General features: G+C 68.0%; 26 protein-coding genes and 2 tRNA genes. 14 read left to right on the top strand and 14 right to left on the bottom strand.

What is annotated here, in order from left to right:
* Positions 1-119: 119 nt before the first annotated feature.
* From I4Q42_RS01020 to I4Q42_RS01000, 5 genes are all read left to right on the top strand, one after another.
* A complete protein-coding gene (locus I4Q42_RS01020; RefSeq protein ID WP_116490685.1) occupies positions 120-617 on the top strand; it encodes an Lrp/AsnC family transcriptional regulator in 498 nt (165 codons plus the stop codon).
* A gap of 110 nt (positions 618-727) precedes the next feature.
* On the top strand, positions 728-1,057 hold the full coding sequence (locus I4Q42_RS01015; RefSeq protein WP_198574208.1) for an Mpo1-like protein: 330 nt from the start codon (positions 728-730) through the stop codon (positions 1,055-1,057).
* Between the two features lie 99 nt (positions 1,058-1,156).
* The gene (locus I4Q42_RS01010; RefSeq protein WP_198574207.1) at positions 1,157-1,666 is read left to right on the top strand and encodes a bactofilin family protein; all 510 of its coding nucleotides are present in this window, start codon (positions 1,157-1,159) and stop codon (positions 1,664-1,666) included.
* Between the two features lie 80 nt (positions 1,667-1,746).
* Positions 1,747-2,265, top strand: coding sequence for a DUF3617 domain-containing protein (locus tag I4Q42_RS01005; RefSeq protein WP_198574206.1), 519 nt, complete (start codon positions 1,747-1,749; stop codon positions 2,263-2,265).
* 149 nt (positions 2,266-2,414) lie between these two features.
* On the top strand, positions 2,415-2,726 hold the full coding sequence (locus tag I4Q42_RS01000; protein ID WP_198574205.1) for a hypothetical protein: 312 nt from the start codon (positions 2,415-2,417) through the stop codon (positions 2,724-2,726).
* A gap of 71 nt (positions 2,727-2,797) precedes the next feature.
* Here the strand turns inward: I4Q42_RS01000 and I4Q42_RS00995 are convergent, their stop codons facing one another.
* The 4 genes from I4Q42_RS00995 to I4Q42_RS00980 all read right to left on the bottom strand — a co-directional run bounded on the left by I4Q42_RS00995 (position 2,798) and on the right by I4Q42_RS00980 (position 8,072).
* Complete coding sequence (locus tag I4Q42_RS00995) at positions 2,798-3,367, bottom strand: DUF3035 domain-containing protein (protein ID WP_198574204.1); 570 nt, start codon at positions 3,365-3,367, stop codon at positions 2,798-2,800.
* 127 nt (positions 3,368-3,494) lie between these two features.
* Positions 3,495-4,001 carry a signal peptidase II gene (lspA, locus tag I4Q42_RS00990; protein ID WP_198574203.1) on the bottom strand — a complete coding sequence of 169 codons (507 nt, stop codon included), beginning with the start codon at positions 3,999-4,001 and terminating at the stop codon, positions 3,495-3,497.
* Positions 4,002-4,178: 177 nt separating this feature from the next.
* Positions 4,179-7,088: an isoleucine--tRNA ligase gene (gene ileS / locus I4Q42_RS00985; RefSeq protein ID WP_198574202.1), complete on the bottom strand. Its 2,910-nt coding sequence runs from the start codon at positions 7,086-7,088 to the stop codon at positions 4,179-4,181.
* 231 nt (positions 7,089-7,319) lie between these two features.
* Positions 7,320-8,072, bottom strand: coding sequence for a YebC/PmpR family DNA-binding transcriptional regulator (locus I4Q42_RS00980; RefSeq protein WP_198574201.1), 753 nt, complete (start codon positions 8,070-8,072; stop codon positions 7,320-7,322).
* 173 nt (positions 8,073-8,245) lie between these two features.
* Between I4Q42_RS00980 and I4Q42_RS00975 the strand changes: the two genes are divergently transcribed.
* The gene (locus tag I4Q42_RS00975) at positions 8,246-8,635 is read left to right on the top strand and encodes a BA14K family protein (RefSeq protein WP_198574200.1); all 390 of its coding nucleotides are present in this window, start codon (positions 8,246-8,248) and stop codon (positions 8,633-8,635) included.
* A gap of 117 nt (positions 8,636-8,752) precedes the next feature.
* Here the strand turns inward: I4Q42_RS00975 and I4Q42_RS00970 are convergent, their stop codons facing one another.
* A complete protein-coding gene (locus I4Q42_RS00970) occupies positions 8,753-9,169 on the bottom strand; it encodes an organic hydroperoxide resistance protein (protein WP_198574199.1) in 417 nt (138 codons plus the stop codon).
* Positions 9,170-9,294: 125 nt separating this feature from the next.
* Here I4Q42_RS00970 and I4Q42_RS00965 point away from each other — a divergent pair, with 125 nt between their 5' ends.
* The gene (locus I4Q42_RS00965) at positions 9,295-9,816 is read left to right on the top strand and encodes a hypothetical protein (protein ID WP_198574198.1); all 522 of its coding nucleotides are present in this window, start codon (positions 9,295-9,297) and stop codon (positions 9,814-9,816) included.
* Positions 9,817-9,966: 150 nt separating this feature from the next.
* Here the strand turns inward: I4Q42_RS00965 and I4Q42_RS00960 are convergent, their stop codons facing one another.
* The 4 genes from I4Q42_RS00960 to I4Q42_RS00945 form a co-directional block, all read right to left on the bottom strand.
* Positions 9,967-10,788, bottom strand: coding sequence for a TIGR00282 family metallophosphoesterase (locus I4Q42_RS00960; RefSeq protein ID WP_198574197.1), 822 nt, complete (start codon positions 10,786-10,788; stop codon positions 9,967-9,969).
* Positions 10,789-10,791: 3 nt separating this feature from the next.
* Positions 10,792-11,406: a 5-formyltetrahydrofolate cyclo-ligase gene (locus tag I4Q42_RS00955; RefSeq protein ID WP_198574196.1), complete on the bottom strand. Its 615-nt coding sequence runs from the start codon at positions 11,404-11,406 to the stop codon at positions 10,792-10,794.
* A gap of 285 nt (positions 11,407-11,691) precedes the next feature.
* Positions 11,692-12,018 (bottom strand): cell division protein ZapA, encoded by a 327-nt coding sequence (locus I4Q42_RS00950; RefSeq protein ID WP_058348093.1) that lies wholly within the window; start codon positions 12,016-12,018, stop codon positions 11,692-11,694.
* A gap of 4 nt (positions 12,019-12,022) precedes the next feature.
* The gene (locus I4Q42_RS00945) at positions 12,023-12,466 is read right to left on the bottom strand and encodes a hypothetical protein (protein ID WP_232792762.1); all 444 of its coding nucleotides are present in this window, start codon (positions 12,464-12,466) and stop codon (positions 12,023-12,025) included.
* A 217-nt stretch (positions 12,467-12,683) separates the two neighbouring features.
* Between I4Q42_RS00945 and gap the strand changes: the two genes are divergently transcribed.
* The 3 genes from gap (at position 12,684) to fba (ending at position 16,419) form a co-directional block, all read left to right on the top strand.
* Positions 12,684-13,691 (top strand): type I glyceraldehyde-3-phosphate dehydrogenase, encoded by a 1,008-nt coding sequence (gene gap / locus I4Q42_RS00940; RefSeq protein WP_198574195.1) that lies wholly within the window; start codon positions 12,684-12,686, stop codon positions 13,689-13,691.
* Between the two features lie 175 nt (positions 13,692-13,866).
* Positions 13,867-15,057: a phosphoglycerate kinase gene (locus I4Q42_RS00935; RefSeq protein WP_198574194.1), complete on the top strand. Its 1,191-nt coding sequence runs from the start codon at positions 13,867-13,869 to the stop codon at positions 15,055-15,057.
* Positions 15,058-15,327: 270 nt separating this feature from the next.
* Entirely contained in the window at positions 15,328-16,419 is a 1,092-nt protein-coding gene (fba, locus tag I4Q42_RS00930; RefSeq protein ID WP_198574193.1) for a class II fructose-bisphosphate aldolase, read from the top strand.
* 73 nt (positions 16,420-16,492) lie between these two features.
* Here fba and I4Q42_RS00925 read toward each other — a convergent pair whose 3' ends face one another.
* From I4Q42_RS00925 to I4Q42_RS00910, 4 genes are all read right to left on the bottom strand, one after another.
* The gene (locus tag I4Q42_RS00925; RefSeq protein ID WP_198574192.1) at positions 16,493-17,155 is read right to left on the bottom strand and encodes a DUF1109 domain-containing protein; all 663 of its coding nucleotides are present in this window, start codon (positions 17,153-17,155) and stop codon (positions 16,493-16,495) included.
* Positions 17,156-17,341: 186 nt separating this feature from the next.
* Positions 17,342-17,914: a TspO/MBR family protein gene (locus I4Q42_RS00920; RefSeq protein WP_198574191.1), complete on the bottom strand. Its 573-nt coding sequence runs from the start codon at positions 17,912-17,914 to the stop codon at positions 17,342-17,344.
* Positions 17,915-18,032: 118 nt separating this feature from the next.
* Positions 18,033-19,004 (bottom strand): glycosyltransferase family 9 protein, encoded by a 972-nt coding sequence (locus I4Q42_RS00915; protein WP_198574190.1) that lies wholly within the window; start codon positions 19,002-19,004, stop codon positions 18,033-18,035.
* Positions 19,001-20,197: a glycosyltransferase family 4 protein gene (locus I4Q42_RS00910; RefSeq protein WP_198574189.1), complete on the bottom strand. Its 1,197-nt coding sequence runs from the start codon at positions 20,195-20,197 to the stop codon at positions 19,001-19,003. Before I4Q42_RS00910 ends, I4Q42_RS00915 begins: the two co-directional genes overlap by 4 nt.
* A gap of 56 nt (positions 20,198-20,253) precedes the next feature.
* Here I4Q42_RS00910 and I4Q42_RS00905 point away from each other — a divergent pair, with 56 nt between their 5' ends.
* The gene (locus I4Q42_RS00905; RefSeq protein WP_198574188.1) at positions 20,254-21,126 is read left to right on the top strand and encodes an alpha/beta hydrolase; all 873 of its coding nucleotides are present in this window, start codon (positions 20,254-20,256) and stop codon (positions 21,124-21,126) included.
* 178 nt (positions 21,127-21,304) lie between these two features.
* On the opposite strand, the gene I4Q42_RS00900 is transcribed toward I4Q42_RS00905, so the two are convergent.
* Positions 21,305-22,159 carry an SDR family oxidoreductase gene (locus I4Q42_RS00900; RefSeq protein WP_198574187.1) on the bottom strand — a complete coding sequence of 285 codons (855 nt, stop codon included), beginning with the start codon at positions 22,157-22,159 and terminating at the stop codon, positions 21,305-21,307.
* Between the two features lie 168 nt (positions 22,160-22,327).
* Between I4Q42_RS00900 and I4Q42_RS00895 the strand changes: the two genes are divergently transcribed.
* From I4Q42_RS00895 to I4Q42_RS00885, 3 genes are all read left to right on the top strand, one after another.
* A tRNA-Gly gene (locus tag I4Q42_RS00895) sits at positions 22,328-22,402 on the top strand.
* 46 nt (positions 22,403-22,448) lie between these two features.
* A tRNA-Gly gene (locus I4Q42_RS00890) sits at positions 22,449-22,523 on the top strand.
* Positions 22,524-22,638: 115 nt separating this feature from the next.
* The gene (locus I4Q42_RS00885) at positions 22,639-24,402 is read left to right on the top strand and encodes a DUF885 domain-containing protein (protein WP_198574186.1); all 1,764 of its coding nucleotides are present in this window, start codon (positions 22,639-22,641) and stop codon (positions 24,400-24,402) included.
* Positions 24,403-24,471 lie beyond the last annotated feature (69 nt).

Genomic DNA, 24,471 nt, shown 5'->3' with positions numbered 1-24,471 from the left:
TTTTCGCCCGTAAGGCAATATCTTATAGAAGCGCGGAAATTGTTTGCCCAAGGCGTGCCCGAGTCAGGGGCGCTTCGCGCAAAATCGACGCGTCAAACACCCTCTGGGGGGAGGAATTCTTGTCCGAACAACTCGACGCCGTGGATGCCAAGATCCTGGATCTCATCCAACACGACGCCGGACTGTCCGTCGCCGAGATCGCCGAGCGAGTCGGGCTGTCTTCCAGCCCGTGCTGGCGACGCATCAAGCGACTGGAAGACGCGGGCGTCATCCAGCGCCGCGTGACCATTCTGGACCGCGAAAAGCTGGGCCTCGGCTTCGAGGTCTATTGCACCGTGAAGCTGTCGCTGCCGACCAAGGAAAACCTCGAGACGTTCGAGCACGCCGTGGCCAAGTGGGCCGAGGTGGTGCAGTGCGCCACCGTGACCGGCGCGGCGGACTACGAGATGCGCATCGTCACCCGCGACATGCACGCCTTCGACGAGTTCCTGCGCGACAAGATCCTGTCGCTGGGCCTGGTGTCGAACATCGAGAGCCGCATCGTCATCCGCGGCGTCAAGAACTCGACGGCCGTGCCGCTGGGCCTGGTCAGCCCCTATGTCAGCCCCCTGAGCTAGGGGTCATGAGGGCGGCGCGAGCCGTCCTCGACAACAGCGCTTGCATCCCAGGCCCGGGAGTCCTCCACTAGGGGCAAGGTCGGATCATATCGACCGGGAGGACACGCCCCATGGGCCAGCACGTCGATCACACGACGGCCGGCGAGCGCTATCGGCGCTTCGCCGACTTCTATCCCTTCTACCTGTCCGAACATCAGAGCCGCACCAGTCGCCGCCTGCATGTGGTCGGCACCGGCCTGGTCATCATCAGCCTGGTGCTGGGCTTCTCGATCAGTCCGTGGTTCTTCGCGGTCGCGCCGCTGGTCGGCTACGGCTTCGCCTGGATCGGCCACTTCGTGTTCGAGAAGAACCGCCCCGCCACCTTCCGCTATCCGCTGTTCAGCCTGATGGGCGATTTCCGGCTGTTCTTCGAGACGGTGGGCGGCCGCCGGCCCTGGTAGGGCGGCCGTCGCGCAAGGCTTTTGACCTGGGCTTCCGGATTGGCGCCGCACTTGCTGCGTAGGGTGGCAAGCGACCCATTTCGAGAAAGCCGCCGGACTATGTTCCAGAAGAAGAAAGACGTTCCCGCTTCGCTGTCCCTGGAGCCCCTGGCGACCGCCCCGATCCAGGTGCAGCTGCAGCCGCAGCCGGCCCCGCCGCCGCCGCGCCCCAAGCCCGCCTCGCTGATCGCCCAGGGCCTGACCATCCGCGGCGACGTCTCGGGCGACGGCGAACTGCATCTGGACTGCGTGGTGATCGGCGACATCAAGGTCGGCAAGCTGGTGCTGGGTCCCAACGGCAGCGTCGAGGGCTCGATCGCCGCCCAGGCCATCGAGATCCACGGCAAGGTCAAGGGCACGGTCGCCGCCCGCGCCGTGCGCCTGTACGGCACGGCCAAGGTCGATGGCGACATCGCCCACGAGCAGCTGGCCATGGAGACCGGCGCCGACTTCCAGGGCCGCAGCGTCAAGTTCACCCGTCCCGCGCCCCAGCCCGCCCCTGCTCCCGCGCCAGTCGCGCCGGCTCCGGTCGCGAGCGCGCCCGCCGACTACGCCCCCGTCGCGGGCTGATCGCTGGAAACCGGCCGGGCGATCCGGGTATTGTTCGGACGAGGCGCTTCGTCGCCCTCGTTCGCCGGATTCGCATGCCCATGACGCCGCCCGTTCGCCTCGTCCTGATCCTGGCCGCTCTCGCCACCGTCGCGGGCTGCTCGCGCAACGACGACAAGGCCGCGACCTCGGCGGCGGGGACGGCGGCTTCGTCTGCGAACGCGGAGGCCGCGCCCGTGGCCGGCGGACCGCCGAAGCCGATGCGCCCCGGCCTCTGGAAGACCACCGCCCGGACGGCGGGCGGCGCCGAACGCACCACCACCCAATGCATCGGCGAAGGCCAGGACCCGGCCGCGATCGCCGCCCAGGACACCCCCTGCGGCAAGCCCCAGGTCACCCCGGTCATCGACGGCTTCACCATCGAGCTGGCCTGCACCAAGGACAACATCGCCTACAGCCTGGCCGGCGTGGTCAAGGGCGACTTCGAGACCCGAACCACCAGCACCCTCGAAATGATCGTAAAGGCCTACGGCGTGTCCAAGACCATGAAGCTGGACAGCGAAAGCGTCTATGTCGGCCCGTGCGAGGCGGCCCAAGGTTCGCCCCCGCCTCGGGACTAGGCAAAACCCCATACCCAAACGGCGTTATGTGTCCCGCTGGCCACAAGCGCCGAGCTTCGCGGCCGGCTCTGCTTTTTTACAGGAACAGCAAGGCTTCTGGGTTCATTGTCTTCGCATGGGGGTTCCGTGAGTTCGAGGAGCCGATGACGATGAACGGTCCGCATCTGGCCGTGGTGCCCGAGGAAACCGAAGGCGCTGAAGTCTACAACCTGACCCGGGGTCCCGAGACCACGGCGCAGCGTCTGCAACGCCTGCAACATGAAGCCCGGCTGCTGGCCCGCGAAGAAATCGAGGCCCTGGAAAGGGACCTGATCGCGTTGGGCGAGCGCGCCCAGCAGATCGCCGAGGGCGGCGAAGCCTATGCGGTGGGTCTTCGGGAAATGGCCTCGCGGCTGTCGTCCGACCTTCCTCAGAAGGCCCAGTCCCTGCGCGCGATCCTGGAACGCACCGCGAGGAGCTGACCTTCGAAAAGAAAACGGCCCGGAAGCAAAGCTCCCGGGCCGTCGAATTCTCGAGATGAAGACGCCTGGGCCTAGAGGCCCGGCAGCTTGATCTTGCCCTGCTTCTCACGGCTGATGATGATCGCGCCGCCACCGGTCAGGGCCTTCAGGCGGGCTTCCTCGGCGGCCGCGTCGACCGGAACCGGAGCGGTCGCGCCGGCTTCGGCGGCGGTCACGGCGCCGGCGGACTTGTCGTCCTTCTTCCAGAACATCACCTTGCTGGCGAAGCTCTCGTCCTTGTGGGCCAGATCGCCGTTCTCATCGTCGACGACGAAGCGGATCAGCGGATCGGCCTTGTCGACGCCGGCGCGGGCGACCAGCAGCTTCTCGCCATCCGAACGGTTGGCGGCCAGGCTCTGGCCCAGCAGCGCCTGACGGGCGGCGCTTTCCGGCTGCAGCTCCTGCGGACGGGGCTCGCCGGGGGCCGGCGGGCGCAGGCTGTAGTCGGGCGGAACGACGAGCGGAGCCTTGGTGACAACGCGGAACTCGTCGGGGACCACCTTGCTCATGCCCAGGGCCTTGGAGGCCGACTGGCAGCCGGCCAGGCCGGTGGCGGCCACCGCGGCCAGCACGCTCAGGGTCGCGACCCGGTTGAACTTCATGAAACCCATGCTCCAGCGGCCGCCCCCGGGGCCTAAAATCGGACGCCCTCGATACGACATCCGAGGGCGGGCGCCAATGTCCTTCGGATTTGTGGCCTTGCTTGGGCGCTGAGCCCTGGTTTGGCCCCTATTCGGTCTGGTGGGAGAGCTTCTTTTCTTCACCGATGAAACTGTCCAGCAACAGACAGGCGACCCCGATGTTGATCCACGAGTCGGCGACGTTGAAGACCCAGGGGAAGCGCATCGCCGACACGTCGATGAAGTCGACGACGTAGCCGTAGATCATCCGGTCGATCAGGTTGTTGCCGACCGCGCCGGCGATGATTAGGCCCAGGCCCACGGCGACCAGCGGCCGCACGGCCTTGCTGGCCCAGATCCCCAGGCCGACGGCCACGGCGGTGGCGAAGCCGATCAGCAGCCAGCGCCCCCAGGCGTGATCCCGCAGCAGGCCAAAGCTCATGCCGTAGTTATGGACCATGGTGAAATTAAGCGGTCCGGCGACGTGGATGCTGCTGCCCTGGGCCGTGCCCAGGACGCCCAGGATCCAGACCTTGGAAATCTGGTCGAGCACCACCGCGACGACGGCGACGGCGTAGGCGGTCCAGCCCAGGCGAGTGATCTTCAAGGAAGCCACGTTCGTTCTCTCATCCCGTCGTCCTTCTCCCCTTGCGGGAGAAGGTGGCCTGCGCAGCAGGTCGGATGAGGGGTCGCACCGGCGGCGCCGTACGCGGCGGATCACGCCTTCAACCCCTTATCCGTCGCCTGCGGCGACACCTTCTCCCGCAAGGGGAGAAGGAACAATGCGGCGAGCCTAAGCCCTTTGCGCGTCCCAGAAGGCCACGGCGTCGGCGTCGCGAAGGCTAAGCTCCGGATAGCGGGGGTCGGTTCCCACCTCCGGCAGGATGCGCCACGAGCGGGCGCACTTGCTGCCTTCGGCCTTGGCCGGATCCACCGAGACGCCTTTGACCTCGTCGGTCGCGAACGCCCCGCCCTCGCCCGCGACCAGGGTCGCGGCGCTGGTGCGGAACACCTCGGCCGCGTCCAGTCCGTCGAAGGCGGCCAGCAGGTCAACATCGGCGATGTGGACGACCGGGGCCGCCTCAAGGGCCGAACCGATACGCTTTTCGCGGCGCTCGACTTCCAGCGCGCCGGTGACGACGCCGGTTACGGTCTCGACCTTGGCCCAGCGCGCGGCCTCGGCCTGGTTTTCCCACGCCGCCGGGGTCTCCGGCATGGTGCGCAGGGTCACCGGACCGGCCTCGGGGAAGCGCGTCGTCCAGGCCTCTTCCATCGTGAAGCTGGCCAGCGGGGCCAGCCAGATGGTCAGGCGATCGAACACGTAGTCCAGCACCGTGCGATAGGCGCGGCGGCGCAGGGCGCTCGGGGCGTCGCAATAGAGGCTGTCCTTGCGGATATCGAAGAAGATCGCCGACAGGTCGCTCTGGCAGAACTCGACCAGCGGCCGGATCACGTCGCTGAAGCGATAGGATTCGTAGGCGGCCTTCACCTGGCCATCCAGCTCCCACAGGCGGTGCAGGATGAACTTCTCCAGCGGCGGGAACTCGGCATAGTCGGTGACCCGCTCGGCCTCGTCGAAGCCGGCCAGGGCGCCCAGCAGGTAGCGCATGGTGTTGCGCAGCTTGCGATAGGCGTCGGTGGTCGTGGCCAGGATCGTCTTGCCGATGCGCTGGTCTTCCGAATAGTCGACCATGGCCGCCCACAGCCGCAGGATTTCGGCGCCGGACTCCTTGGTGATGGCCTGGGGCTCGATCGTGTTGCCCTTGGATTTGCTCATCTTCTCGCCGTTCTCGTCCATGGTGAAGCCATGGGTCAGGACGGCCTTGTACGGCGCGCGGCCGCGCGAGCCGCAGCCTTCGAGAAGCGAGGACTGGAACCAGCCGCGATGCTGGTCGGAGCCTTCCAGATAGAGGTCGGCCGGCCAGGCGCTATCGTCACGGCCCTCGATGGTGAAGGCGTGGGTGCAGCCGCTGTCGAACCAGACGTCGAGGATGTCAGCGACCTTCTCGTACTGGGCCGGATCGTGGTTGCCCAGGAAGTCGGCGTCCGGACGGGTGAACCAGGCGTCGGCCCCGCCTTCCGTGACGGCCGCCAGGATGCGGGCGTTGACGTCGGCGTCGACCAGGGGATGGCCGGTGTGCTTGTCGACGAACATCGCCAGGGGCGTGCCCCAGTTGCGCTGGCGGCTGATCAGCCAGTCGGGACGGGTCTCGACCATGGCGCCGATGCGGTTGCGGCCGGCGTCGGGGTGGAAGGCGGTGTCGGCGATGGCCTGCACGGCGACCTCGCGCAGGGTCTTGCCGCCCAGGCTCTCGACCTCGTGGTCCATGCGGATGAACCATTGCGGGGTGTTGCGGAAGATCACCGGGGCCTTGGAGCGCCAGCTGTGCGGATAGCTGTGCTCGACGCGGCCGCGGGCCAGCAGGTTGCCGGCCTCGATCAGCTTGTCCATCACCGCGCCATTGGCCGGACCGAACTTGCCGACCTTCTTGCCCTCGGTCTCCAGCACCTTCAGGCCGGCGAACAGGGCGACAGTCGGATAGTAGGCGCCGTCCGGATCGACGGTGTCGGGGATCTCGCGATGACCATGGGCCAGCCAGACCTGGTAGTCGTCGGCGCCGTGGCCCGGGGCGGTGTGGACGAAGCCCGTGCCGGCGTCGTCGGTGACGTGGTCGCCGGCCAGCAGCGGCACGGCAAAGCCGTAGTGGCTGTCCAGATCGGCCAGCGGGTGGGCCAGGACCATGCCCTCGCAGTCGACGCTCTCGATCTTCTCGAAGGCGGCGACCTTGGCGGCCTTGAAGACCTCGCCGGCCAGCTTTTCAGCCACGATCAAGCGATCGCCGACCTGCGACCAGGGGGCGAATTCGAGACCCTCCTCCAGCGCCTTCACCTCGAAGACGGCGTAGGGGATGTCGGGGTTGTAGGAGACCGCGCGGTTGGCTGGGATGGTCCAGGGCGTCGTCGTCCAGATCACCAGCTTGGCGCCGACGGCGGCGTCCGAGCCCTCCACGACCGGGAACTTCACCCAGATCGTCGGCGAAACGTGGTCGTGGTACTCGATCTCGGCCTCGGCCAGAGCCGTGCGCTCGACGGGGCTCCACATCACCGGCTTGGAGCCGCGATAGAGCTGGCCGCTCGAGGCGAAGCGGTGGAACTCCTCGACGATCTTGGCTTCGCTGGTGAAGTCCATGGTGGCGTAGCGGTTCCACCAGTCGCCCAGCACGCCCAGCCGCTGGAACTCGACCTTCTGGGCTTCGATCCAGCCGGCGGCGTAGGCGCGGCACTCGCGGCGGAACTCCTCGGCCGGGACCTCGTCCTTGCGGCGGCCCTTGGCGCGGAACTGCTCCTCGATCTTCCACTCGATCGGCAGGCCGTGGCAGTCCCAGCCCGGCACGTAGTCGACGTCGTAGCCCAGGGCGAAGCGCGAGCGGACGACGAAGTCCTTGAGGATCTTGTTCAGCGCGTGGCCGATGTGGATCGCGCCGTTGGCGTAGGGCGGGCCGTCGTGCAGCACGAACAGCGGCGCGCCGTCGGCCTGGCGCTTGGCGCGAACCGCGCCATAGAGGCCCTTGTCGGACAGGGCCGCCCAGCCCGCCAGGATCTCGGGCTCCTTCTTGGGCAGACCGGCGCGCATCGGGAACGGCGTGTCGGGAAGGAAAACGGTTTCGCGGTAGTCGCGGGCGGGCGCGGCGTCGTCGGCCATGGGAAGGCTATCCAGCTCTGGAATGTCGGAAGAAGGCGGGTGGAACCCGGCGCGCGCTGGAGGTCTCGTCCGGCGGCGTCACGCCGGGCGGATAATTCGCGCGATCTTCCGAACGAAACTCATGAGGCGACGGGATAGCAGAGCGGGCGGCGAGCGCAAAGGGGAGCCTGACACGGAAACGGCCGCTCCAGTCGCCTGGAACGGCCGTCTCGTCGTTCGATCGAAGAAGGATCAGCCCAGCTTGGCCAGCTCTTCCTCGCTGATGTCGGCGCTGGAATAGACATTCTGGACGTCGTCGTCCTCGTCCAGGCCGTCGAGCAGCTTCATCAGGGTGGCGACGCTGTCGCCGGTGACCTCGTTCAGCAGCTTGGGCTTCCAGACGATCTTGGTCGAGGAGGCTTCGCCGAACTTGGCTTCAAGGGCGGTCGAGACCTCGTTGAGGTCCTCGAAGGCGGTGTAGACGGTGTGGCCGCCGTCCTCGCCCATGTCGCTCTCGACGTCCTGGGCGCCGGCCTCGATGGCCGCTTCCATCATGTCGTCTTCGCTGGCCTTCGAGGCCGGATACTCGATCTGGCCCAGGCGGTCGAAGTTGAAGGTCACAGAGCCGGTGGCGCCCAGATTGCCGCCGTGCTTGGAGAACAGCGAGCGGACGTTGCTGGCCGCGCGGTTCTTGTTGTCGGTCAGCACCTCGACGATGACGCCGACGCCGCCCGGGCCCATGCCCTCGTAGCGGATTTCGGCGTAGTCGGCCGCGTCGCCCATCTGCGACTTCTTGATGGCGCGCTCGATGACGTCCTTGGGCAGGCTTTCGGCCTTGGCGTTGTTCACGGCCAGGCGCAGGCGCGGGTTCATGGCCGGATCGGGCAGGCCGGTCTTGGCCGCCACGGTGATTTCACGCGACAGCTTGGAGAACAGCTTGGAGCGCGCGGCGTCGGCGCGGCCCTTGCGGTGCATGATGTTCTTGAATTTCGAGTGGCCGGCCATTCGGAGGCTCTTCTCTAGTGTGTGACAGTAAGGGGTTGGCGGCGCTTCTACCGCTTCGAGGCGCGTCTTGTCACCCCGGGGATGGAACCGTCGGCCACGCTGAATGGTTGAGGTCCAGCCGAGTTCCATGTTCGGGGGCGCGTCGCGCCGGCTCGGCGATGGGAGTCTGCTTCATGCGCAAGATGATGCTCGCCGTGATCGGCGCCGCCCTGCTGGCCGCCGCGCCCGCCGCCCTCGCCCAGTCGCCGCAATCGCATCCGCCCGGCCATGGCGGGCAAGGTCCTGGACAAGGATCGGGACCCGGATCGGGCCATGGTCCCGGCGGCCCCGGCCCTGATCGTCCTGGTCCCGGCCGTCCGGATCCCGGTCGCCCCGGCGGACCGGACTATGGCCATTGGGACAACCACTGGGGCGCTCGCCCACCGGCCCCGCCCTCGCACTGGGGCAAGCCCAACAGCTGGTACCGGCACGTCCGCGCCTGCCAGCAGCGCTATCGCAGCTACAACCCGCGCACCGACACCTACCGCCTGCGGCCGGGCGTCTATCGCAAGTGCCGGCTGTAGATGTGAGAAGCGAAAACCTCGCCCTTCGACAGGCTCAGGGTGAGGTTTTCTACTGATCCGCAGACCTGAAAATGGTCCTCATCCTGAGCCTGTCGAAGGACGAGGACCACGCCCGCCTCACGCCACCTTCAGCTCGACCACCACGTTGCCGCGCGTCGCCTTGGAATAGGGACACACCTGGTGGGCCTTGTGCAGTAGGTCTTCGGCGACCGCGCGATCGACGTCCGGCGCGTTCAGCGTCAGGCGCACGCCGATGTGGAAGCTGACGTCGTCCTTGATCAGATCGACCTCGCTGTCGAGGCTGTGCTCGCCCAGGGCGACGCTCTGCCCACGGGCCACGAGTCCCAGCGCGCCCAGGAAACAGGCCGCGTAGCCCGCTGCGAACAGCTGCTCGGGATTGGTCCCCTCGCCATTGCCGCCCAGCGACTTGGGATAGCCCAGCTGCACGTCCAGGTGACCGTCATCGGTCTTGGCGGTCCCCTGGCGTCCGCCCACGGCGTGGGCCTTGGCGGTGTAGACGGTGGCGTCGGTCATGGAGGTCTCCTCTGGCTTTCCTCGAGCGGAGGTTGGGCCGGGGATGATGACGGATGCAAGCTAAACCATTGCCAGATAGGTGCTGAAAAGACAACCTATGGTGCGCATTCCCATAGGGTCGTTGCATGGCGAAACAGGCGAACCAGCCGCCCAATCTTTATTGGGCTGAGTTGAGGCAGGTGAAAGCCGCGAGCAATTATATGCGGCTGTACCGCAATCGCCTCGCCAAGCAGGTGCGAGCCATCGAACTGATCAAGGCCGTAAGTTCAAGCGGGGCTATCGCAGGATGGGTCGTCTGGAAGGACTTGCCGCTCCTCTGGTCCGGTATCATCGCCTCGGCGCAGCTTCTCGATGCGCTGAAAGGCGTGTTTCCATTTGCCAAGCTGCATCGTGCGGCCAGTGACTTGACCATTGCTATGGAGATCATCTGGATCGATGCCGATGCAGAATGGACGGAAATCTACGCCGGACGACTCACCGATCAGGAAATCAGCAAGCGTTTGCAAAAGTTGCGTCGCCTGCGGCTGGACGCCGAACGCAAGCACTTTCCCGAAGGCTTCGAACCGGATCCGAAGCTGGTCCGGCTGGCGGAATCTCAGACGGAAGACTATCTTCGGGTTACGTACATCGACGAGGTGACGCCTTGAGCCAGCAAGACCGAAAGGCCCCGAACGCCGGGAATTCGATCTTCCCGACGTTCAAGGTGAACGTACCGATGCCCGCCGGAACAGCCCCGGCGCGACCAGCGCCGGTCCCTCCCCCGCACGCCAGCAAGCCCGCGCGCTAAGGTCTGCGGGTCAGACTTGGGGCACGCTCTGCTGGAGCCTGCCCCCCACCCGGATCGGCTCGACGCGGACCGCCAAGCCCGTGCGGTCGTCGGTCTCGACGAACACGCCGCAGACCGTGGCCGGGCCGCTGGCGGGCTGGTAGCGGCCGCCGCTGATCTTGGTGGTGAAGCGCCGCAGGGGCTCTTCCTTCTGGTTGCCGATGACGCTGTCGTAGTCGGCGCAGGCCCCGGCGTCGGTCTGGTAGGCCGTGCCGCCGGGCAGGATCTGGCAGTCGGCGGTCGGCACGTGGGTGTGGGTGCCCACCACCAGGCTGGCGCGGCTGTCGCAATAGTGGCCCATGGCCATCTTCTCTGACGTCGCCTCGCAGTGCATGTCGACGATCACCGCGTCGGCCACCTGGCCCAGCGGGGCCTTGTCGAGCTCGCGGTCGGCGGCGGCGAACGGGTCGTCCATGGCGTCCATGTGCACCCGACCCAGCAGGTTGACGACGAACACGGTCTTGCCCGAGTCGGTCTGGAACAGATGGCTGCCCCGGCCCGGCGCGTCCGACAGGATCGGGTAGTTGGCCGGACGGATCAGGCGCGGCTCGCGCACGATGTAGGTCAGGGCCTCGCGCTGGTCCCAGCTGTGGTTGCCGAGCGTCAGGCAGTCGGCCCCGGCCTCGAACAGCTCGCGGGCGGTGTTCTCGGTGATGCCGAAGCCGGCGGCGGCGTTCTCGGCGTTGATGATCACGAACTCGAGTCCGAGCTGGCGACGCAGGGCGAGCAGGTGATCGGCCAGGCCGTCACGGCCCGACTTGCCGACGACATCCCCGAAGAAGGCAAAGCGCATCAGTTAGTCCTTTCGGACCGCGATATACTCGTTTTCGGTCAGGATGGCGTCCAATCGTTGATCGTGCGCCTCGACCGGCAGGTTATGGGTCTCCTGGCCGTGATAGGCCAGCCCCAGGGCGAAGACGTCCTTGCGGCCGCGCAGGGCCTCCAGCGCCCGGTCGTAATAGCCTCCGCCCTGCCCCAGCCGCACGCCGGCGCGGTCGTAGGCGAGCAGCGGAACGGCTACCAGATCGGGCTGAACTATGGGGTTCTGCCGCAGCGGAGCGACCAGGCCGATGGCGTCGCGGGCCAGGGCCTCTCCCGGCGTCCAGGTTCGGAAGACCATGTGGCCGCCCAGGCCGTCGGCGTTCGCGCCCTCGACGCTGGGCAAGGCCAGCGCCCAACCCTGCTCGGCCAGCCAGTCGGCCAGGGCGCGGGCCGAAACCTCCGAACCCAGGCCGTGATAGAGCGCGGCGACCTTGCCCTGCGGCTGCGGAAAGCGCGCCGACAGCGGCTCGCGGCCGGCGTCGACCAGCTTCCAGTCGGCTTCGGGATGCTCCAGCGCCAGCTGCTTGCGGCGATTGCGCACGAAGACGCGCAGGGCGGTCTTGGCGGCGGCGGGATCGGCGATGGTCATGGCCGACTTCTAGCGCGCGGCATGGCGTGAAGGGAGGGGCATGAAGGGGATAAGGTGGCGGCGCCGCGAAGAACCGTGAAGACGTTTCAATCCACTCGAACCTGTTAGTTACAGGTGGGCCCCGTGTTCCCGCAGCCACGGCCACGGGAGGGAACAGGTCCCGATAGAGAGATTAAGGTCCCTGGGAATAGAAATCTTCGACGAGGGCCACAGCAAGACCCGCCGCCTGACAAGATAGGGGGTCGGGGGCGTCGGCGCCAGCGCCGCGTTGACGCGGGTCGCGATTTACCCCGCCGCCAGCTTCTCGATGCGCTCGGCCGCGGCGTCGATGGCCTTGATGGCGCGGATTTCGACGCGGGTCTGTTCGTTCTGCAGGCGGGCCAGTTCCGACTGGTTGTGGGCCAGGCGCAGCTTCAGATCCGACAGCTCGTCGGCCAGCAGCAGGGCGCCCATCAGGAACAGGCGGGTCTCGCCCAGCTGGCCGACCTCCTGGCTGACCTGGCGGACCTGGCGGTCGAACAGGCGCGCGATCTCCAGGAGGTGGGCCTCCTGGCCGTCTTCGCAGCCGACGCTGTAGGGACGGCCGTTCACGTGAATGGTCAGTTGCGCCATGGGCTCAGGCCTTCGCGGGCGGGTCGGGGTCGAAGGGCGGCTCGTCGTCCTCGAACGGCGGCTCCAGGTCGTCCTCGACGATGTCGGTGAGCTGGAGTTCGTCTTCGTCGTCGTGGACGCCTTCGCCGATCAGGCTCTCGTCGCCCAAAGCGGCGCGGATCTCGGCGATGGCGCGGCCCAGGGCCTCGCTGGCCTGCTCGCCGGCCTCTTCCAGGGCGCGCTCGCGACCGCGGGCGGCTTCCAGATCGGCGGCCAGCTGGGCGGCCTTCTCGACGACGGCGGCGTCCGCCACGGCCGACGGCGCCTCGAACAGGTCCCCCGAGGCCGGCTGAGCGGCCAGACGCGCGTGTTCGGCCCGTTCGGCGGCGATTTTCTGCTCCAAATTCGCCACCGCGCGCTCAAGCCGGCGCGCGGCCAGGTCGAGGGCGCTTCCTTCGCCCGGGGTCATCGGCAAGCTTCCATCATGCGGCGCAACATATAGATCGCCGCCGACTTCGCCAGCGGGCGTGACCACAATTGGGCGATGTTACCGGCGCCACAACAATAGCGAATGGCTTGTGAGCGATCCTGGGGTTGACTTCGCCGCTCGCGACCGCGAAACCGCCTGCAAAATCAAGGAACGCCGCTCGATCCCGAGCGGGTCCGATCGTGAGGAGAAAGACCACATGGCCCTTCGCGTCGCCATCAACGGCTTCGGCCGCATCGGCCGCCTCGTGCTGCGCTCCATCGCCGAGCACGGCCGCCGCGACATCGAGGTGGTGGCGATCAACGATCTGGGCCCGGTCGAGACCAATGCGCACCTGCTGCGCTACGACAGCGTCCACGGCCGCTTCCCCGGCGTCGTCACCTCGGGCGAGGACTGGATCGACGTCGGCACGGGCAAGATCAAGGTCACCGCGATCCGCAACCCCGAAGAGCTGCCGCACGGCGACCTCGGCGTCGACATCGCCTTCGAGTGCACCGGCATCTTCACCGCCAAGGACAAGGCCGCCCTGCACCTGAAGGCCGGCGCCAAGCGCGTGCTGGTCTCGGCTCCCGCCGACGGCGCCGACAAGACCATCGTCTACAAGGTCAACCACGAGACCCTGACCGCCGACGACATCATCGTCTCGAACGGCTCGTGCACCACCAACGCCCTGGCCCCGGTGGCCAAGGTCCTGCACGACCTGGTCGGCATCGAGCGTGGCTACATGACCACGATCCACAGCTACACCGGCGACCAGCCGACGCTGGACACCATGCACAAGGACCTCTACCGCGCCCGCGCCGCGGCCCTGAGCATGATCCCGACCTCGACCGGCGCCGCCAAGGCCCTGGGCCTGGTGCTGCCGGAACTGAAGGGCAAGCTCGACGGCTCGTCGATCCGCGTCCCGACCCCGAACGTCTCGGTCATCGACCTGAAGGTCGTGCCCTCGCGCGACACCACGGTCGACGAGGTCAACGCCGCCCTGCAGGCCGCCGCCGACGGCGCCATGAAGGGCGTGCTGTTCACCACCACCGAGCCGCTGGTCTCGTCGGACCTCAACCACATCGCCGCCAGCTCGACGGCCGCCCTGCCCCAGACCCAGGTCATCGAGGGCAAGCTGGTCCGCGTGCTCAGCTGGTACGACAACGAATGGGGCTTCGCGACCCGCATGAGCGACACCGCTCTGGAAATGGCGAAGTTCCTCTAAGCCTTCAAAAACCCCCGCCCTCCCAAGGACGGGGGTTTTCCTTGGCCTCTCGCGAGGCCGCTCTCGTCCTTCGACAGGCTCAGGATGAGGGCTGATGCAACGCCTGCTCTCTTGGACCTCGCCCTGAGCCTGTCGAAGGGCGAGGTCCAACGCACCGACCTTCAGGATCTTCCCGATGACCTTCCGCACCCTCGACACCGCCGATCTCGCCGGCAAGCGCGCCCTGGTCCGGGTGGACTTCAACGTGCCGGTCGATGGCGGCCGGATCACCGACGACACCCGCCTGCGCGCGGCCCTGCCGACCATCCACTACCTGTCCAAGCAAGGCGCCAAGGTCGTCCTGCTGGCCCACTTCGACCGCCCCAAGGGCAAGGTCGTGCCGGAGATGAGCCTGGGCTTCGTGGCCGAGCCGCTGTCCAAGCTGCTGGAGCAGCCGGTGGCCTTCGCCAGCGACGCCATCGGTCCTGAAGCCGCCAAGGTGGTCGACGGCCTGGAGAACGGCGGCGTGGCCCTGCTGGAGAACGTCCGCTTCCACGCCGGCGAGGAAAAGAACGACGCCGAGTTCGCCGCCGCCCTGGCCGCCAATGGCGACGTCTATGTCAACGACGCCTTCAGCGCCGCCCACCGCGCCCACGCCTCGACCGAGGGCCTGGCCAAGCTGCTGCCGGCCTATCCGGGCCTGGCCATGCAGCGCGAGCTGGAAGCGCTGGACGCCGCCCTCGGCAATCCGAAGAAGCCAGTGATCGGCATCGTCGGCGGCTCCAAGGTCTCGACCAAGCTCGACCTGCTCAACAACCTGGTCGCCAAGCTGGACCGCCTGGCCATCGGCGGCGGCATGGCCAACACCTTCCTCTACGCCCAGGGCCACGACGTCGGCGGCTCGCTCTGCGAAAAGGACCTGGCCGACACCGCCCGCGAGATCATCGCCAAGGCCGCGACAGCCGGCTGCGAGCTGCTGCTGCCGGTCGACGTGGTGGTGGCCAAGAAGGTCGCTCCCGGCGTCGAAACCGCTGTCCGTTCGCTGGGCGAAGTGCAGGCCGACGACCTGATCCTCGACGCCGGCCCCGAGAGCGCCAAGCGCCTGCTGGCCGCCATGGATGAAAGCGTCACCTTGATCTGGAATGGTCCGCTTGGCGTTTTCGAAGTCCCCCCGTTCGACGAAGCGACCGTTTCGGCGGCGAAACACGCGGCGGAACTGGCTAAATCGGGTAAGATCGTGGCGGTTGCAGGCGGCGGTGATACTGTCGCGGCATTGAACCATGCGGGCGTGTCGGCCGACTTCACCTTCGTTTCGACGGCGGGCGGCGCATTCCTGGAATGGATGGAAGGCAAGACGCTTCCGGGCGTCGCGGCCCTCTCGGCCTAGTGCATGCAGAAGGCCCGCCGTTCGGCTCCGGATGTCTCTATCCGGAACGGGCGGGCCTCAAAGGGAGGAAGTACGACGAGCCGAACACGGCCGTCGAACAGCTGAAAAGTCGGAACGCCCTGCCCCGAGTCCTTCGGGACCAAGGCTTCCGCTCTCGGATCACCGGACGAGGAACCGGCCCCGAGACGACTGGGCAAAGAACGCAAAAGCGTCGCGCCCCAAAAACAAGAAACACTTCAACGACTTCAAAGCTTGCAGGAGAAATACCACGTGGCGAGGATCACGCTTAGGCAGTTGCTGGACCATGCCGCGGAGCATGAGTACGGTCTGCCCGCCTTCAACATCAACAACATGGAACAGGGCCTGGCCATCATGGAGGCCGCGGACGCGGTCGACAGCCCGGTCATCATCCAGGCGTCGCGCGGTGCGCGCAACTACGCCAACGACATCATCCTGACCCGGCTGATCGATGGCCTGGTCGAACTCTATCCCCACATCCCGGTGTGCATGCACCAGGACCACGGCAACGGCCCGGCGACCTGCGCCACGGCGATCCAGTACGGCTTCACTTCGGTGATGATGGACGGCTCGCTGATGGAAGACGCCAAGACCCCGGCTTCCTACGAGTACAACGTCGACGTCACCCGTCGCGTGGTCGAGATGGCCCACGCCTGCGGCGTGTCGGTCGAGGGCGAACTGGGCGTGCTGGGCTCGCTGGAGACCGGCATGGGCGAGGCCGAAGACGGCCACGGCTTCGAAGGCAAGCTGTCGCATGACGAGCTGCTGACCGATCCGGACCAGGCGGTCGACTTCGTGCAGGCCACCGGCGTCGACGCCCTGGCCATCGCCATGGGCACCAGCCACGGCGCCTACAAGTTCACGCGCAAGCCGGACGGCGACGTCCTGGCCATGAACGTGATCGAAGAGATCCACCGCCGCCTGCCCAACACCCACCTGGTGATGCACGGCAGCTCCAGCGTTCCGCAGGACCTGCAGGACATCATCAACGCCTATGGCGGCGAGATGCCCCAGACCTGGGGCGTGCCGGTCGAAGAGATCCAGCGCGGCATCAAGCACGGCGTGCGCAAGATCAACGTCGACACCGACAACCGCATGGCCATCACCGGCGCCATCCGCAAGCTGCTGATCGAGAAGCCGCAGGAGTTCGACCCGCGCGCCTATCTGAAGCCGGCCAAGGAAGCCATGAAGAAGGTCTGCCAGGCCCGCTTCACCGAGTTCGGCTCGGCCGGCCACGCCAGCAAGATCCGCGCGATCTCGACGGCGCTGATGGCCAAGCGCTACATCTCGGGCGAGCTGGACGCCAAGTTCGGCGCCCCGGCCGGCAAGGCCGCCGCCGAGTAATCGGCGGTCGGATTCACGCCACGATCAAGGGCCCTTCCGGTTCGCCGGGAGGGCCTTTTGTTTTGTATGGAGGTCAGGCCGTCAGGCGGTTGATCGCCGCGCCGGCCAGGCCGCACAGCAGCACGCCGCCGCCGTACCACAGCCCCACGAACAGGAAGGTCGCGTGCGGGCAGTGCAGACCGTAGACGCTGGCGGCCAGGCCGCCGGCGAAGATGCCGGCCGAAAAGCCGACCAGGGCCGAACGCTCACGCTCCATGCATCGCAGGGCCGTCAGGCTCAGCAGCAGGGTCGGCAGGGCCAGGGCGACGACGTTGAACAGGCAAGAGCCGATCGAGGCCGGGAAAAACTGTCGGGCCAGCATCGCCGGCTCAAGCCGCAGGGCCTCGGTCACGCCGCCGACAGCGAAGACCAGCATGGCGATTACGGCGACGATGATCGCCGTCGGGGCCGGCGGCCCGCCGCGCAGCAGCCGGGCGAAGCCGTCAAAGCCCGCCGCGCCCAGCGAGACGGTGAAGGCCATTTTCAGCCAGAAGAAGGGATGAGCCGGAGCGCTCTCGATATCGGGGCGCAGGTCCAGCCAGAAGAAGATGAGCAGAAGAGCGGCCAGGCCACCGGCGACACCGATCTCGGCCAGAAGCCAGGCCGGCCTTGCGGCCCTCGCCCCTCGCCCCCGCGAGCGCCCGGCGCCGTTCCTGGCCAGGACGGCGTCGTCATGAATCGCGTCGTCGAAGGCCAACCGCTCCCCCCGCAACAGCTTGTTGTCGCCGTCATCCCCAGGCGGCGCTTCTGAGATGCGATCTCAAAAGGTGGGGCGAATGCGTAAAGCTTGGGCAGAGGAAGTCAATACCGGCGTTCGCCGACTCCTGTGGAGCGGTTGTGGACGCCCTTCATTCTCGCATGGCGACGCTAGGCGGCGCCCTGCCTAGTGCAGGGTGGGCGGCGCCGGCGAGCGTCGCCACAGCTGGGCGGTCAGGGCGTTGGCGACGCCCAGCCAGCCGAGATCCGGCGCCGAGGCGCCGCCGACCTTGCGCGCTTCGACGGCGTAGGCCGCCGAGGCGCCCAGCGAGGCGGTGGCCACGGCCAACTGGCCGCCGCCCCGTTTCGTGCCGAACGCCAGCCACAGGGCGTTGAACCCCTGTGTCAGGCTCCACAGTGTCAGGGCTCGGGTGCGGGCGGGGCTGGACGGCGCGTTCCAGGTTCGCAGGCCCGACAGGGTCATGGCGATGAACAGGGGCGGCAATAGCAGGCTGGTCAGGGGCTTGGGCTGATGGGCGACCGGCTCGTGCATCTCGGCGTAGCCGACCGCATATTCCTCGTCGTCGATCACCCGTTCGTGGCGGCGGCCCATCAAGGTGGCGGCCAGCAGAGCGCCGCCGGCCAGGGCCAGGCCTATGGCCAGTTGCGCGCCAGCGCTGTTTCCGCTGGTGTCCGGCTGGAACGCTTCGCGGCCGGCCAGGGTGCGGTGGGCGTACGGCTTGCCGGTGGTGATGCGCATGACGGACTCCTCGCTAACTTGGAACCGTAAACCGCCTAGCTTCCGGCTTGGTTCCAGATGACCCGCGCCCCCACGACTCCCATCCTGCTACGTCCCGCGCGCGCCGTCGAGGCGCCCGTCAGCGCGGCAGCAGCGAGATCGCGGTGCTGGCCACGGTGCTGACCGGCAGGGCCTTGAGGTCGGGCGAGCGGATCACCGCCACATGGCCGCGCGGGCCGCACAGGGCCGGGTCCGAGGCGTCGGAGAACAGGGCGATGGTCGGCGCCCCGGCCGCCGCCAGCAGGTGGGTCGGGCCGGTGTCGTTGCCGACCACCAGGGCCGCCTTGGCGCCAAGCACCGCCAGCTGGGCGAAGTCCGTGCGGCCGGTCAGGTCGCGGGCCTGGCCGGCGGCCTTCTGGATCTGGCGGGCCATGGCGCTTTCCTGCGGCCCGCCGATGATGACGATGTCCAGCCCCTTGGACTTCAGCAGGGCCGCCAGCTGGGCGTAGCTTTCCACCGGCCAGCGCTTTTCGGGGCGATGGGCCGAACCGCCGGGCACCAGCAGCACATAGGGCTTGGGCGCCACGGCGCCGGCCACCGGCCGGGCGTCCTTGTGCTTGCGCAGGATCCACGACAGGTCCGGCGGCGGGGCGCTGCCCGGCTCGATCGGCGCGTCGGACCAGATGCCGGCCTGGCGCAGCTGGTCGGCGTGCCGCTCCAGCGTGTGCATATGATAGCGGGCGCGGCCGCGCTGGGGCAGGCCGGCGCCCTTGGCGATGCCCGACCACTGCGGCGGGAACGGCCGCAGGGCCTGGAAGTACCAGCCGGTGCGGCTGTTGGTCTGCAGGTCGTAGACGCGGTCGTACTTGGCCTTGCGGATACGGCCCAGCATCTTGAACAGGTCGCCCGCGTCGCTTGGACGGCCATCGACCTCGACGGCGTTGAAATAGGGCGACAGCTTGGCCAGGGCCTCGAACGGCGGGGTGGTCAGCAGAGTGATCTTGGCGCGCGGGTGAGCCTCGCGGATCTTCTTCATCGCCGCCAGGGCCAGGACGAAGTCGCCCAACGCCCCCAGCTTGATGACCAGGACCTTCTTGATCTCCTTGCTCAACCCACCGACTCCGAAACACCGGCGCCAGCCTTGCCGACGGCGATCACGCGCGCATAGACCTTAAGGGTCGCCTCGACCATGGCGTCCACAGAATACAACCGGCGCGCACGCGTACGGGCGGCAAGGCCCATGGCCTGACGGCCCGCGGCGCCCGCCTCGCAGGCGTCGTTCAGGGCCTGGGCCCAGGCCTCGACATCGCCGGGGGCGGCCAGCCAGCCAGTCTCGCCGGGCACCACCGTCTCGCGCGTGGCGCCATGGTCGGCGGCGATCACCGGACGACCCATGACCTGCGGCTCGACCGCCGTGCGGCCGAAGGCCTCCGGCTCCAGCGACGGGGCGATGGCCAGGTCGGCCAGCAGGTAGGCTGCCGGCATGTCGTCGCAGTGGCCCACCAGCTTGACGCTGTCTTCCAGGCCCGCCTGGGCGATCATGTGTTCCAGCTCGGCGCGGTAGCCCTTGCGGCCCTGGTCGTCTCCGGCCAGCAGCAGCAGCACCCGGGCCTCGCCCAGCGCCTTCAGCCGAGCCACCGCCTGGATGGCGAGGCCCTGGCCCTTCCAGCGGGTCAGGCGACCCGCCAGCAGCACCTTCAGCCGGCGGTCGTCGCAGGACACGCCCCAGGCCTTGCGCAGGGCCTCGACGCGCTCGTTGGAGACGAAGCTGGGCTCGAAGCGCGACAGGTCCACGCCGCGCGGAATGGCCACCACCCGCTCGGGGGCGATGCCGTGCTCGGCGATGACGTGGGCGCGGGTGTAGTCGGAATTGGCGATCACCAGGTCGCCCTTGGTCATCACCGCGTTGTACCAGCGCTTGAGGCCGGACTTGGCGTTGTAGACCCCGTGATAGGTGGCCACGAACGGTGTCTTCGTCGCCTGCGCCGCCCACAGGGCCGAGAAGGCCGGGGCGCGCGAGCGGGCGTGAACCAGGGTCACCTTCTCGCGGCGGATCAGGTCGATCAGGCGGGCGGCGTTGCCCAGCATCACCAGCGGGTTCTTCGACTGGGCCGGCATCTGGGCCAGGCGTCCGCCGTCGGCCTCGAGCCGCGCGGCCATGCGTCCGCCTCGCGTAGCGACCAGGGCCTTGCCGCCCAGGGCGACCACGCCATGGGCCACGTCGATCGTGGTCTGCTCGGCGCCGCCGGTCTCCAGCTCGGGAGTCACCTGCAGCAGGGTGAAATCATCGGGAAGGATGGACACGCCGCGCCCTGAAAAGGTTAGGAGGAGCTAGTTAGCGAAACGAACAAGGCCGCGCCATGACCGAAGCCCGTGATTTCCATCCGCGCGAGGAAAATCAGCGTCTCGCGTACCGCAAGATCGATGGCGAGGGCCCGATGGTGGTCTGGCTGGGCGGTTTTCACTCCGACATGACCGGAACCAAGGCCCAGGTCCTGGCCGAACAGGCCCAGGCGACCGGCGGCGGCTACCTGCGCTTCGACTATTTCGGCCACGGCGAATCGTCGGGCGACTTCAAGGACGGCACGATCAGCCGCTGGCGCGCCGACGCCCTGGCGGTGATCGACGACCTGACCGAGGGGCCGCTGGTGCTGGTCGGCTCGTCGATGGGCGGCTGGCTGGCGTGTCTCGCCGCCATCGCCAGGCCCGACCGGGTCAAGGCCCTGGTGCTGGTCGCCCCCGCGCCCGACTTCACCGAAAAGCTGATGGGGCCCGAGCTTTCCGACGAAGCGAAGGCGGCGATCGAGCGCGACGGCTTCTGGATCCGACCGTCGGAATACGACGACGGCGGCTATGCGATCACCCGCGAACTGCTGGAGGACGGCGCCCGCTGGTCGATCCTGCCCGGCCCCGTGCCGATCGACGTCCCGGTGCGCGTGCTGCAGGGCGGCCAGGACGACGCCGTGCCTTGGACCCACGCCCTGGAACTGGCCAATGGCCTCAACAGTGAAGACGTCGTCTTCTCGCTGATCAAGGACGGCGACCACCGCTTGTCGCGCCCGCAGGATCTGGAGCGTCTGATCGCGGCCGTGGCCGAGGCCCGTGTGCTGGCCACGCCGGTGGACGACGATCCGGTCGCCCGCCGTCTCGCCCGCGCGGCCCGCGCCCGTTCGGCCGGACAGGCGCCCGCGGCGGCCTGGGCCGCGGCGGACTTGGGGGATGAGGAGGAGTAGGCGGGAGGCTCCTCCCATCTCCCGTCATTCCCGCCCTTGTGGCGGGAACCTCTCTTTCGGCCGCAAGGGCAGATGAGGCGGCGTGCTGAGCACGCCGCTTGCACTTCACGTGCGAATGGAACCAGGGGTTCCCGCCACAAGGGCGGGAATGACGGGAGCTTAGGTAGGCGCTTCGCCCCTACCCCGCCAGGATCGCCGCCAGCCCCTCGCGATACGTCGCATACTTCGGCCGCCAGCCAAGCTCGGCCTTGGCCAGGGCGTTCGAGACGCGCTTGTTCTCGGCGTAGAAGCGGCGGGTGGCGGGCGACAGGCCCAGGGCGTTGAACGGCAGGTCGGGCGGGACTGGCACGCCCAGCAGCAAGGCGGCGTGCTCCATGACGTCCTGCGGCGGGGCCGGTTCGTCGTCGCAGAGATTGTAGACGGCCCCGGCCCGGGGCTTTTCCAGCGAGGCCAGCAGGCCGCTGACGATGTCGTCGCGATGGACGCGGCTGAACACCTGGCCTGGCTTGACGATGCGGCGGCCCTCGCCGGCCCTCAGGCGATCGAAGGCGCTGCGGCCCGGCCCGTAGATGCCCGGCAGACGGAAGGTCACGACCGTCAGCCCCATGCCCCGGCAGACCTGTCGCCAGTCGCGCTCGGCCCCGACGCGTCGTGCGCCCTCGACCGACTGGGCCTTCAGCGGGCTGGTCTCGAACACCCAGCGACCATCGAAGTCGCCATAGACGCCGGTGGTGGAGAGATAGCCGATCCAGTCGGGGAACGCCTCCGCGGCGGCCAGAGCCGGGATCACCGCCTCGAGGGCCGGGCAACCCTCGCCGGTGGGCGGGGCGGTGACGAGGATGGCGGTGACGCCGCGCATGGCCTCGGCCATCGCCGCCTTGTCGTCGGGGTCGACCGCGGAGAAACCTTGAGCCTCTACCGCCGCCCGCGCCTCGGCCGTGCGCCCAGTCGCTATCACCGACCAACCGCGCGCAGCGAGAGATTCGGCGAAGGCGGCGCCGACGAAGCCCAATCCGTACACGAAGAGACGCAAACCCGAGCCCCGACCTCAATTCCAAGGGACCAATGAGCCGCTCAAACGGCCGGTTCCGCAAGTGCGACATTCATCCCCATGAAGTTGACCGACAGTGCTTGCCAAGCGCGAAACGCTCTGCCATAAGCCGCCTCCTCGTCGCGGGGCGCTGTTTCCAGCCCCTCCGATGCGGGCGTAGCTCAGTGGTAGAGCGCCACCTTGCCAAGGTGGATGTCGAGAGTTCGAATCTCTTCGCCCGCTCCATTCCCTCCCTCGCGGAGGTCATGGACAGAGACAAGAAAATCGGTGCGCGGGCGTAGCTCAGTGGTAGAGCGCCACCTTGCCAAGGTGGATGTCGAGAGTTCGAATCTCTTCGCCCGCTCCATTTTCTTCTCTCTTCTTCTCCATCCCTGGAAATGATCCGAAAGCTTCGGCCAGGCCGTTTGGCCCTGCCCGGCGACATGATCTAACCTCGCCCCGGTTTATTCCGGGGAGCGTTCATGCGTCATCACATCCTCCGCCTCGCCGCCGGCGCGGCCCTGTCGGCCGTGTTGCTGGCCGGCCCCGTCCAGGCCGCCGAAGCCAGCGCCTCGGCCCGCCTGACCCAGGCCGTGAAGGCCTACGAGTCGGTCTCGGCCGTGGACGACGAGGAAGGTGCTTCGGACGAGGCCCGCTGGCGGCTGCCGCCGGTCGGCCCCAAGGCCGACGCAGCGCGCAAGGCGAAGTACGAGAACGCCAAGGCCCTGCTGGCCAAGGTCGACGAGGCAGGCCTCACAGACGACGAGAAGCTGACCCGCCAGATCCTGGCCTGGAGCCTGGACGACAAGCTCGTGGGCCTGTCGTTCGACGAAGGCCGCATGCCGTTCAGTAGCGACGGCGGCTTCGACGTCTCCCTGCTCTATCGCGCCAACGGCGTCCGCCTGAAGGACGAGGCCGAGGCCAGGCAGTGGATTGGCCTGCTGGCCCAGTCGCCCGAATGGTACGCCGCCAACATCGCCGAGGCCCGGCGCGGGATCGCCACCGGCTTCGTCCATGCCCGCTCGACCGCCGAGTCGGTGCTCGACCGCGCCCAGCGCACCGCCGCGACGCCGCGTTCCGAGGATCCGCTGCTGGCCCCGCTACGCGCCCTGCCCACCAGCGTGCCGGCCGACCACAAGGCCGCGCTGATCGCTGAGGGCGAAGCGGTGCTGAGGGACAAGGTCGCACCTGCCCGCGCTGGCTTCGTCGCCTTCATGAAGGACGAGTACGTGCCGCACGCGGCCAAGAGCCTGGCCGCCTCCGACCTGCCCGACGGCAAGCGCTACTACGCCTTCCTGGTCAAGCGCTACACCACCACCGAGATGACCCCCGACCAGGTGCACGAGATCGGCCAGGCCGAAGTGCGCCGCATCCGCGCCCGGATGGAGACGGTGATGAGAGAGGCCGGCTTCCAGGGCGACCTGCCGGCCTTCCTGGCCTATCTGCGCAAGGATCCGAAATTCTACGCCACCAGCCGCCAGCAACTGCTGGAAAAGGCCAGCGAGATCGCCAAGCGCGCCGACGACCAACTGCCGGCCCACTTCGGAACCCTGCCGCGCCTGACCTACGGCGTGCGCCCAGTGCCGGCCAGCATCGAAAAGGGCTACACAACCGGCCGCTATTTCGGCGGAGATCCCAAGGCCGGCCGGGCCGGCGGGCTGATGATCAACACCTCCGAGCTCGACCAGCGGGCGCTCTACGAGCTGCCGGCCCTGGTGCTGCACGAGGGCGCCCCGGGCCACCACGTCCAGACCTCGCTGGCCCAGGAGCAGACCGGCCCCGAGTTCCGCAAGAACCTCTATTTCAGCGCCTTCGGCGAAGGCTGGGGGCTCTATTCAGAATGGCTGGGCGAGGAGATGGGCATCTATCGCGACCCCTACGAGCTGTTCGGCCGGCTGTCCTACGAGATGTGGCGCGCCTGCCGCCTCGTCGCCGACACCGGCATCCACGCCAAGGGCTGGAGCCTGGATCAGGCCCGCGCCTGCTTCACCGACAACACCGCCCTGTCGCCGACCAATATCGAGGTCGAGCTGAAGCGCTACGTCTCCTGGCCGGGCCAGGCCCTGTCCTACAAGATCGGCGAGCTGAAGATCCTGGAGCTGCGCAAGCGCGCCGAGGACCAGTTGGGCCCGAAGTTCGACGAGCGGGCCTTCCACGATCTCGTCCTGCTAGGCGGCTCCACGCCCCTGGCGGTGCTGGACGCCCGCACCGACGCCTGGATCGCCGAGAGCAAAAAGAAGTCGTAAGCGTCACAACGTCCCGGGGTTGACCGCATCGTCGCCCCGGGCCGAACCTCCCGGCCAACATCAAGGGAG

The organism is Caulobacter hibisci, from assembly GCF_016135805.1.
Classification (GTDB): domain Bacteria; phylum Pseudomonadota; class Alphaproteobacteria; order Caulobacterales; family Caulobacteraceae; genus Caulobacter; species Caulobacter hibisci.
Note: the sequence above shows the minus strand (reverse complement) of the source record. Positions and strands in the feature narration are given on the sequence as shown.

What these genes read in the sequence shown, in the direction of transcription:
- I4Q42_RS00885 (WP_198574186.1), top strand. Translation starts at nt 22,639, where the DNA reads ATGCGTCATCACATCCTCCGCCTCGCCGCCGGCGCGGCCCTGTCGGCC.
- I4Q42_RS00945 (WP_232792762.1), bottom strand. Translation starts at nt 12,466, where the DNA reads ATGACCCCGGGCGAAGGAAGCGCCCTCGACCTGGCCGCGCGCCGGCTT.
- I4Q42_RS00935 (WP_198574194.1), top strand. Translation starts at nt 13,867, where the DNA reads ATGACCTTCCGCACCCTCGACACCGCCGATCTCGCCGGCAAGCGCGCC.
- I4Q42_RS01000 (WP_198574205.1), top strand. Translation starts at nt 2,415, where the DNA reads ATGAACGGTCCGCATCTGGCCGTGGTGCCCGAGGAAACCGAAGGCGCT.
- I4Q42_RS01010 (WP_198574207.1), top strand. Translation starts at nt 1,157, where the DNA reads ATGTTCCAGAAGAAGAAAGACGTTCCCGCTTCGCTGTCCCTGGAGCCC.
- I4Q42_RS01015 (WP_198574208.1), top strand. Translation starts at nt 728, where the DNA reads ATGGGCCAGCACGTCGATCACACGACGGCCGGCGAGCGCTATCGGCGC.
- I4Q42_RS00975 (WP_198574200.1), top strand. Translation starts at nt 8,246, where the DNA reads ATGCGCAAGATGATGCTCGCCGTGATCGGCGCCGCCCTGCTGGCCGCC.
- I4Q42_RS00970 (WP_198574199.1), bottom strand. Translation starts at nt 9,169, where the DNA reads ATGACCGACGCCACCGTCTACACCGCCAAGGCCCACGCCGTGGGCGGA.
- gap (WP_198574195.1), top strand. Translation starts at nt 12,684, where the DNA reads ATGGCCCTTCGCGTCGCCATCAACGGCTTCGGCCGCATCGGCCGCCTC.
- I4Q42_RS00955 (WP_198574196.1), bottom strand. Translation starts at nt 11,406, where the DNA reads ATGACCATCGCCGATCCCGCCGCCGCCAAGACCGCCCTGCGCGTCTTC.
- I4Q42_RS00920 (WP_198574191.1), bottom strand. Translation starts at nt 17,914, where the DNA reads ATGCGCATCACCACCGGCAAGCCGTACGCCCACCGCACCCTGGCCGGC.
- I4Q42_RS00950 (WP_058348093.1), bottom strand. Translation starts at nt 12,018, where the DNA reads ATGGCGCAACTGACCATTCACGTGAACGGCCGTCCCTACAGCGTCGGC.
- I4Q42_RS00965 (WP_198574198.1), top strand. Translation starts at nt 9,295, where the DNA reads ATGGCGAAACAGGCGAACCAGCCGCCCAATCTTTATTGGGCTGAGTTG.
- ileS (WP_198574202.1), bottom strand. Translation starts at nt 7,088, where the DNA reads ATGGCCGACGACGCCGCGCCCGCCCGCGACTACCGCGAAACCGTTTTC.
- I4Q42_RS00960 (WP_198574197.1), bottom strand. Translation starts at nt 10,788, where the DNA reads ATGCGCTTTGCCTTCTTCGGGGATGTCGTCGGCAAGTCGGGCCGTGAC.
- I4Q42_RS00995 (WP_198574204.1), bottom strand. Translation starts at nt 3,367, where the DNA reads ATGAAGTTCAACCGGGTCGCGACCCTGAGCGTGCTGGCCGCGGTGGCC.
- I4Q42_RS00905 (WP_198574188.1), top strand. Translation starts at nt 20,254, where the DNA reads ATGACCGAAGCCCGTGATTTCCATCCGCGCGAGGAAAATCAGCGTCTC.
- I4Q42_RS01005 (WP_198574206.1), top strand. Translation starts at nt 1,747, where the DNA reads ATGACGCCGCCCGTTCGCCTCGTCCTGATCCTGGCCGCTCTCGCCACC.
- I4Q42_RS00980 (WP_198574201.1), bottom strand. Translation starts at nt 8,072, where the DNA reads ATGGCCGGCCACTCGAAATTCAAGAACATCATGCACCGCAAGGGCCGC.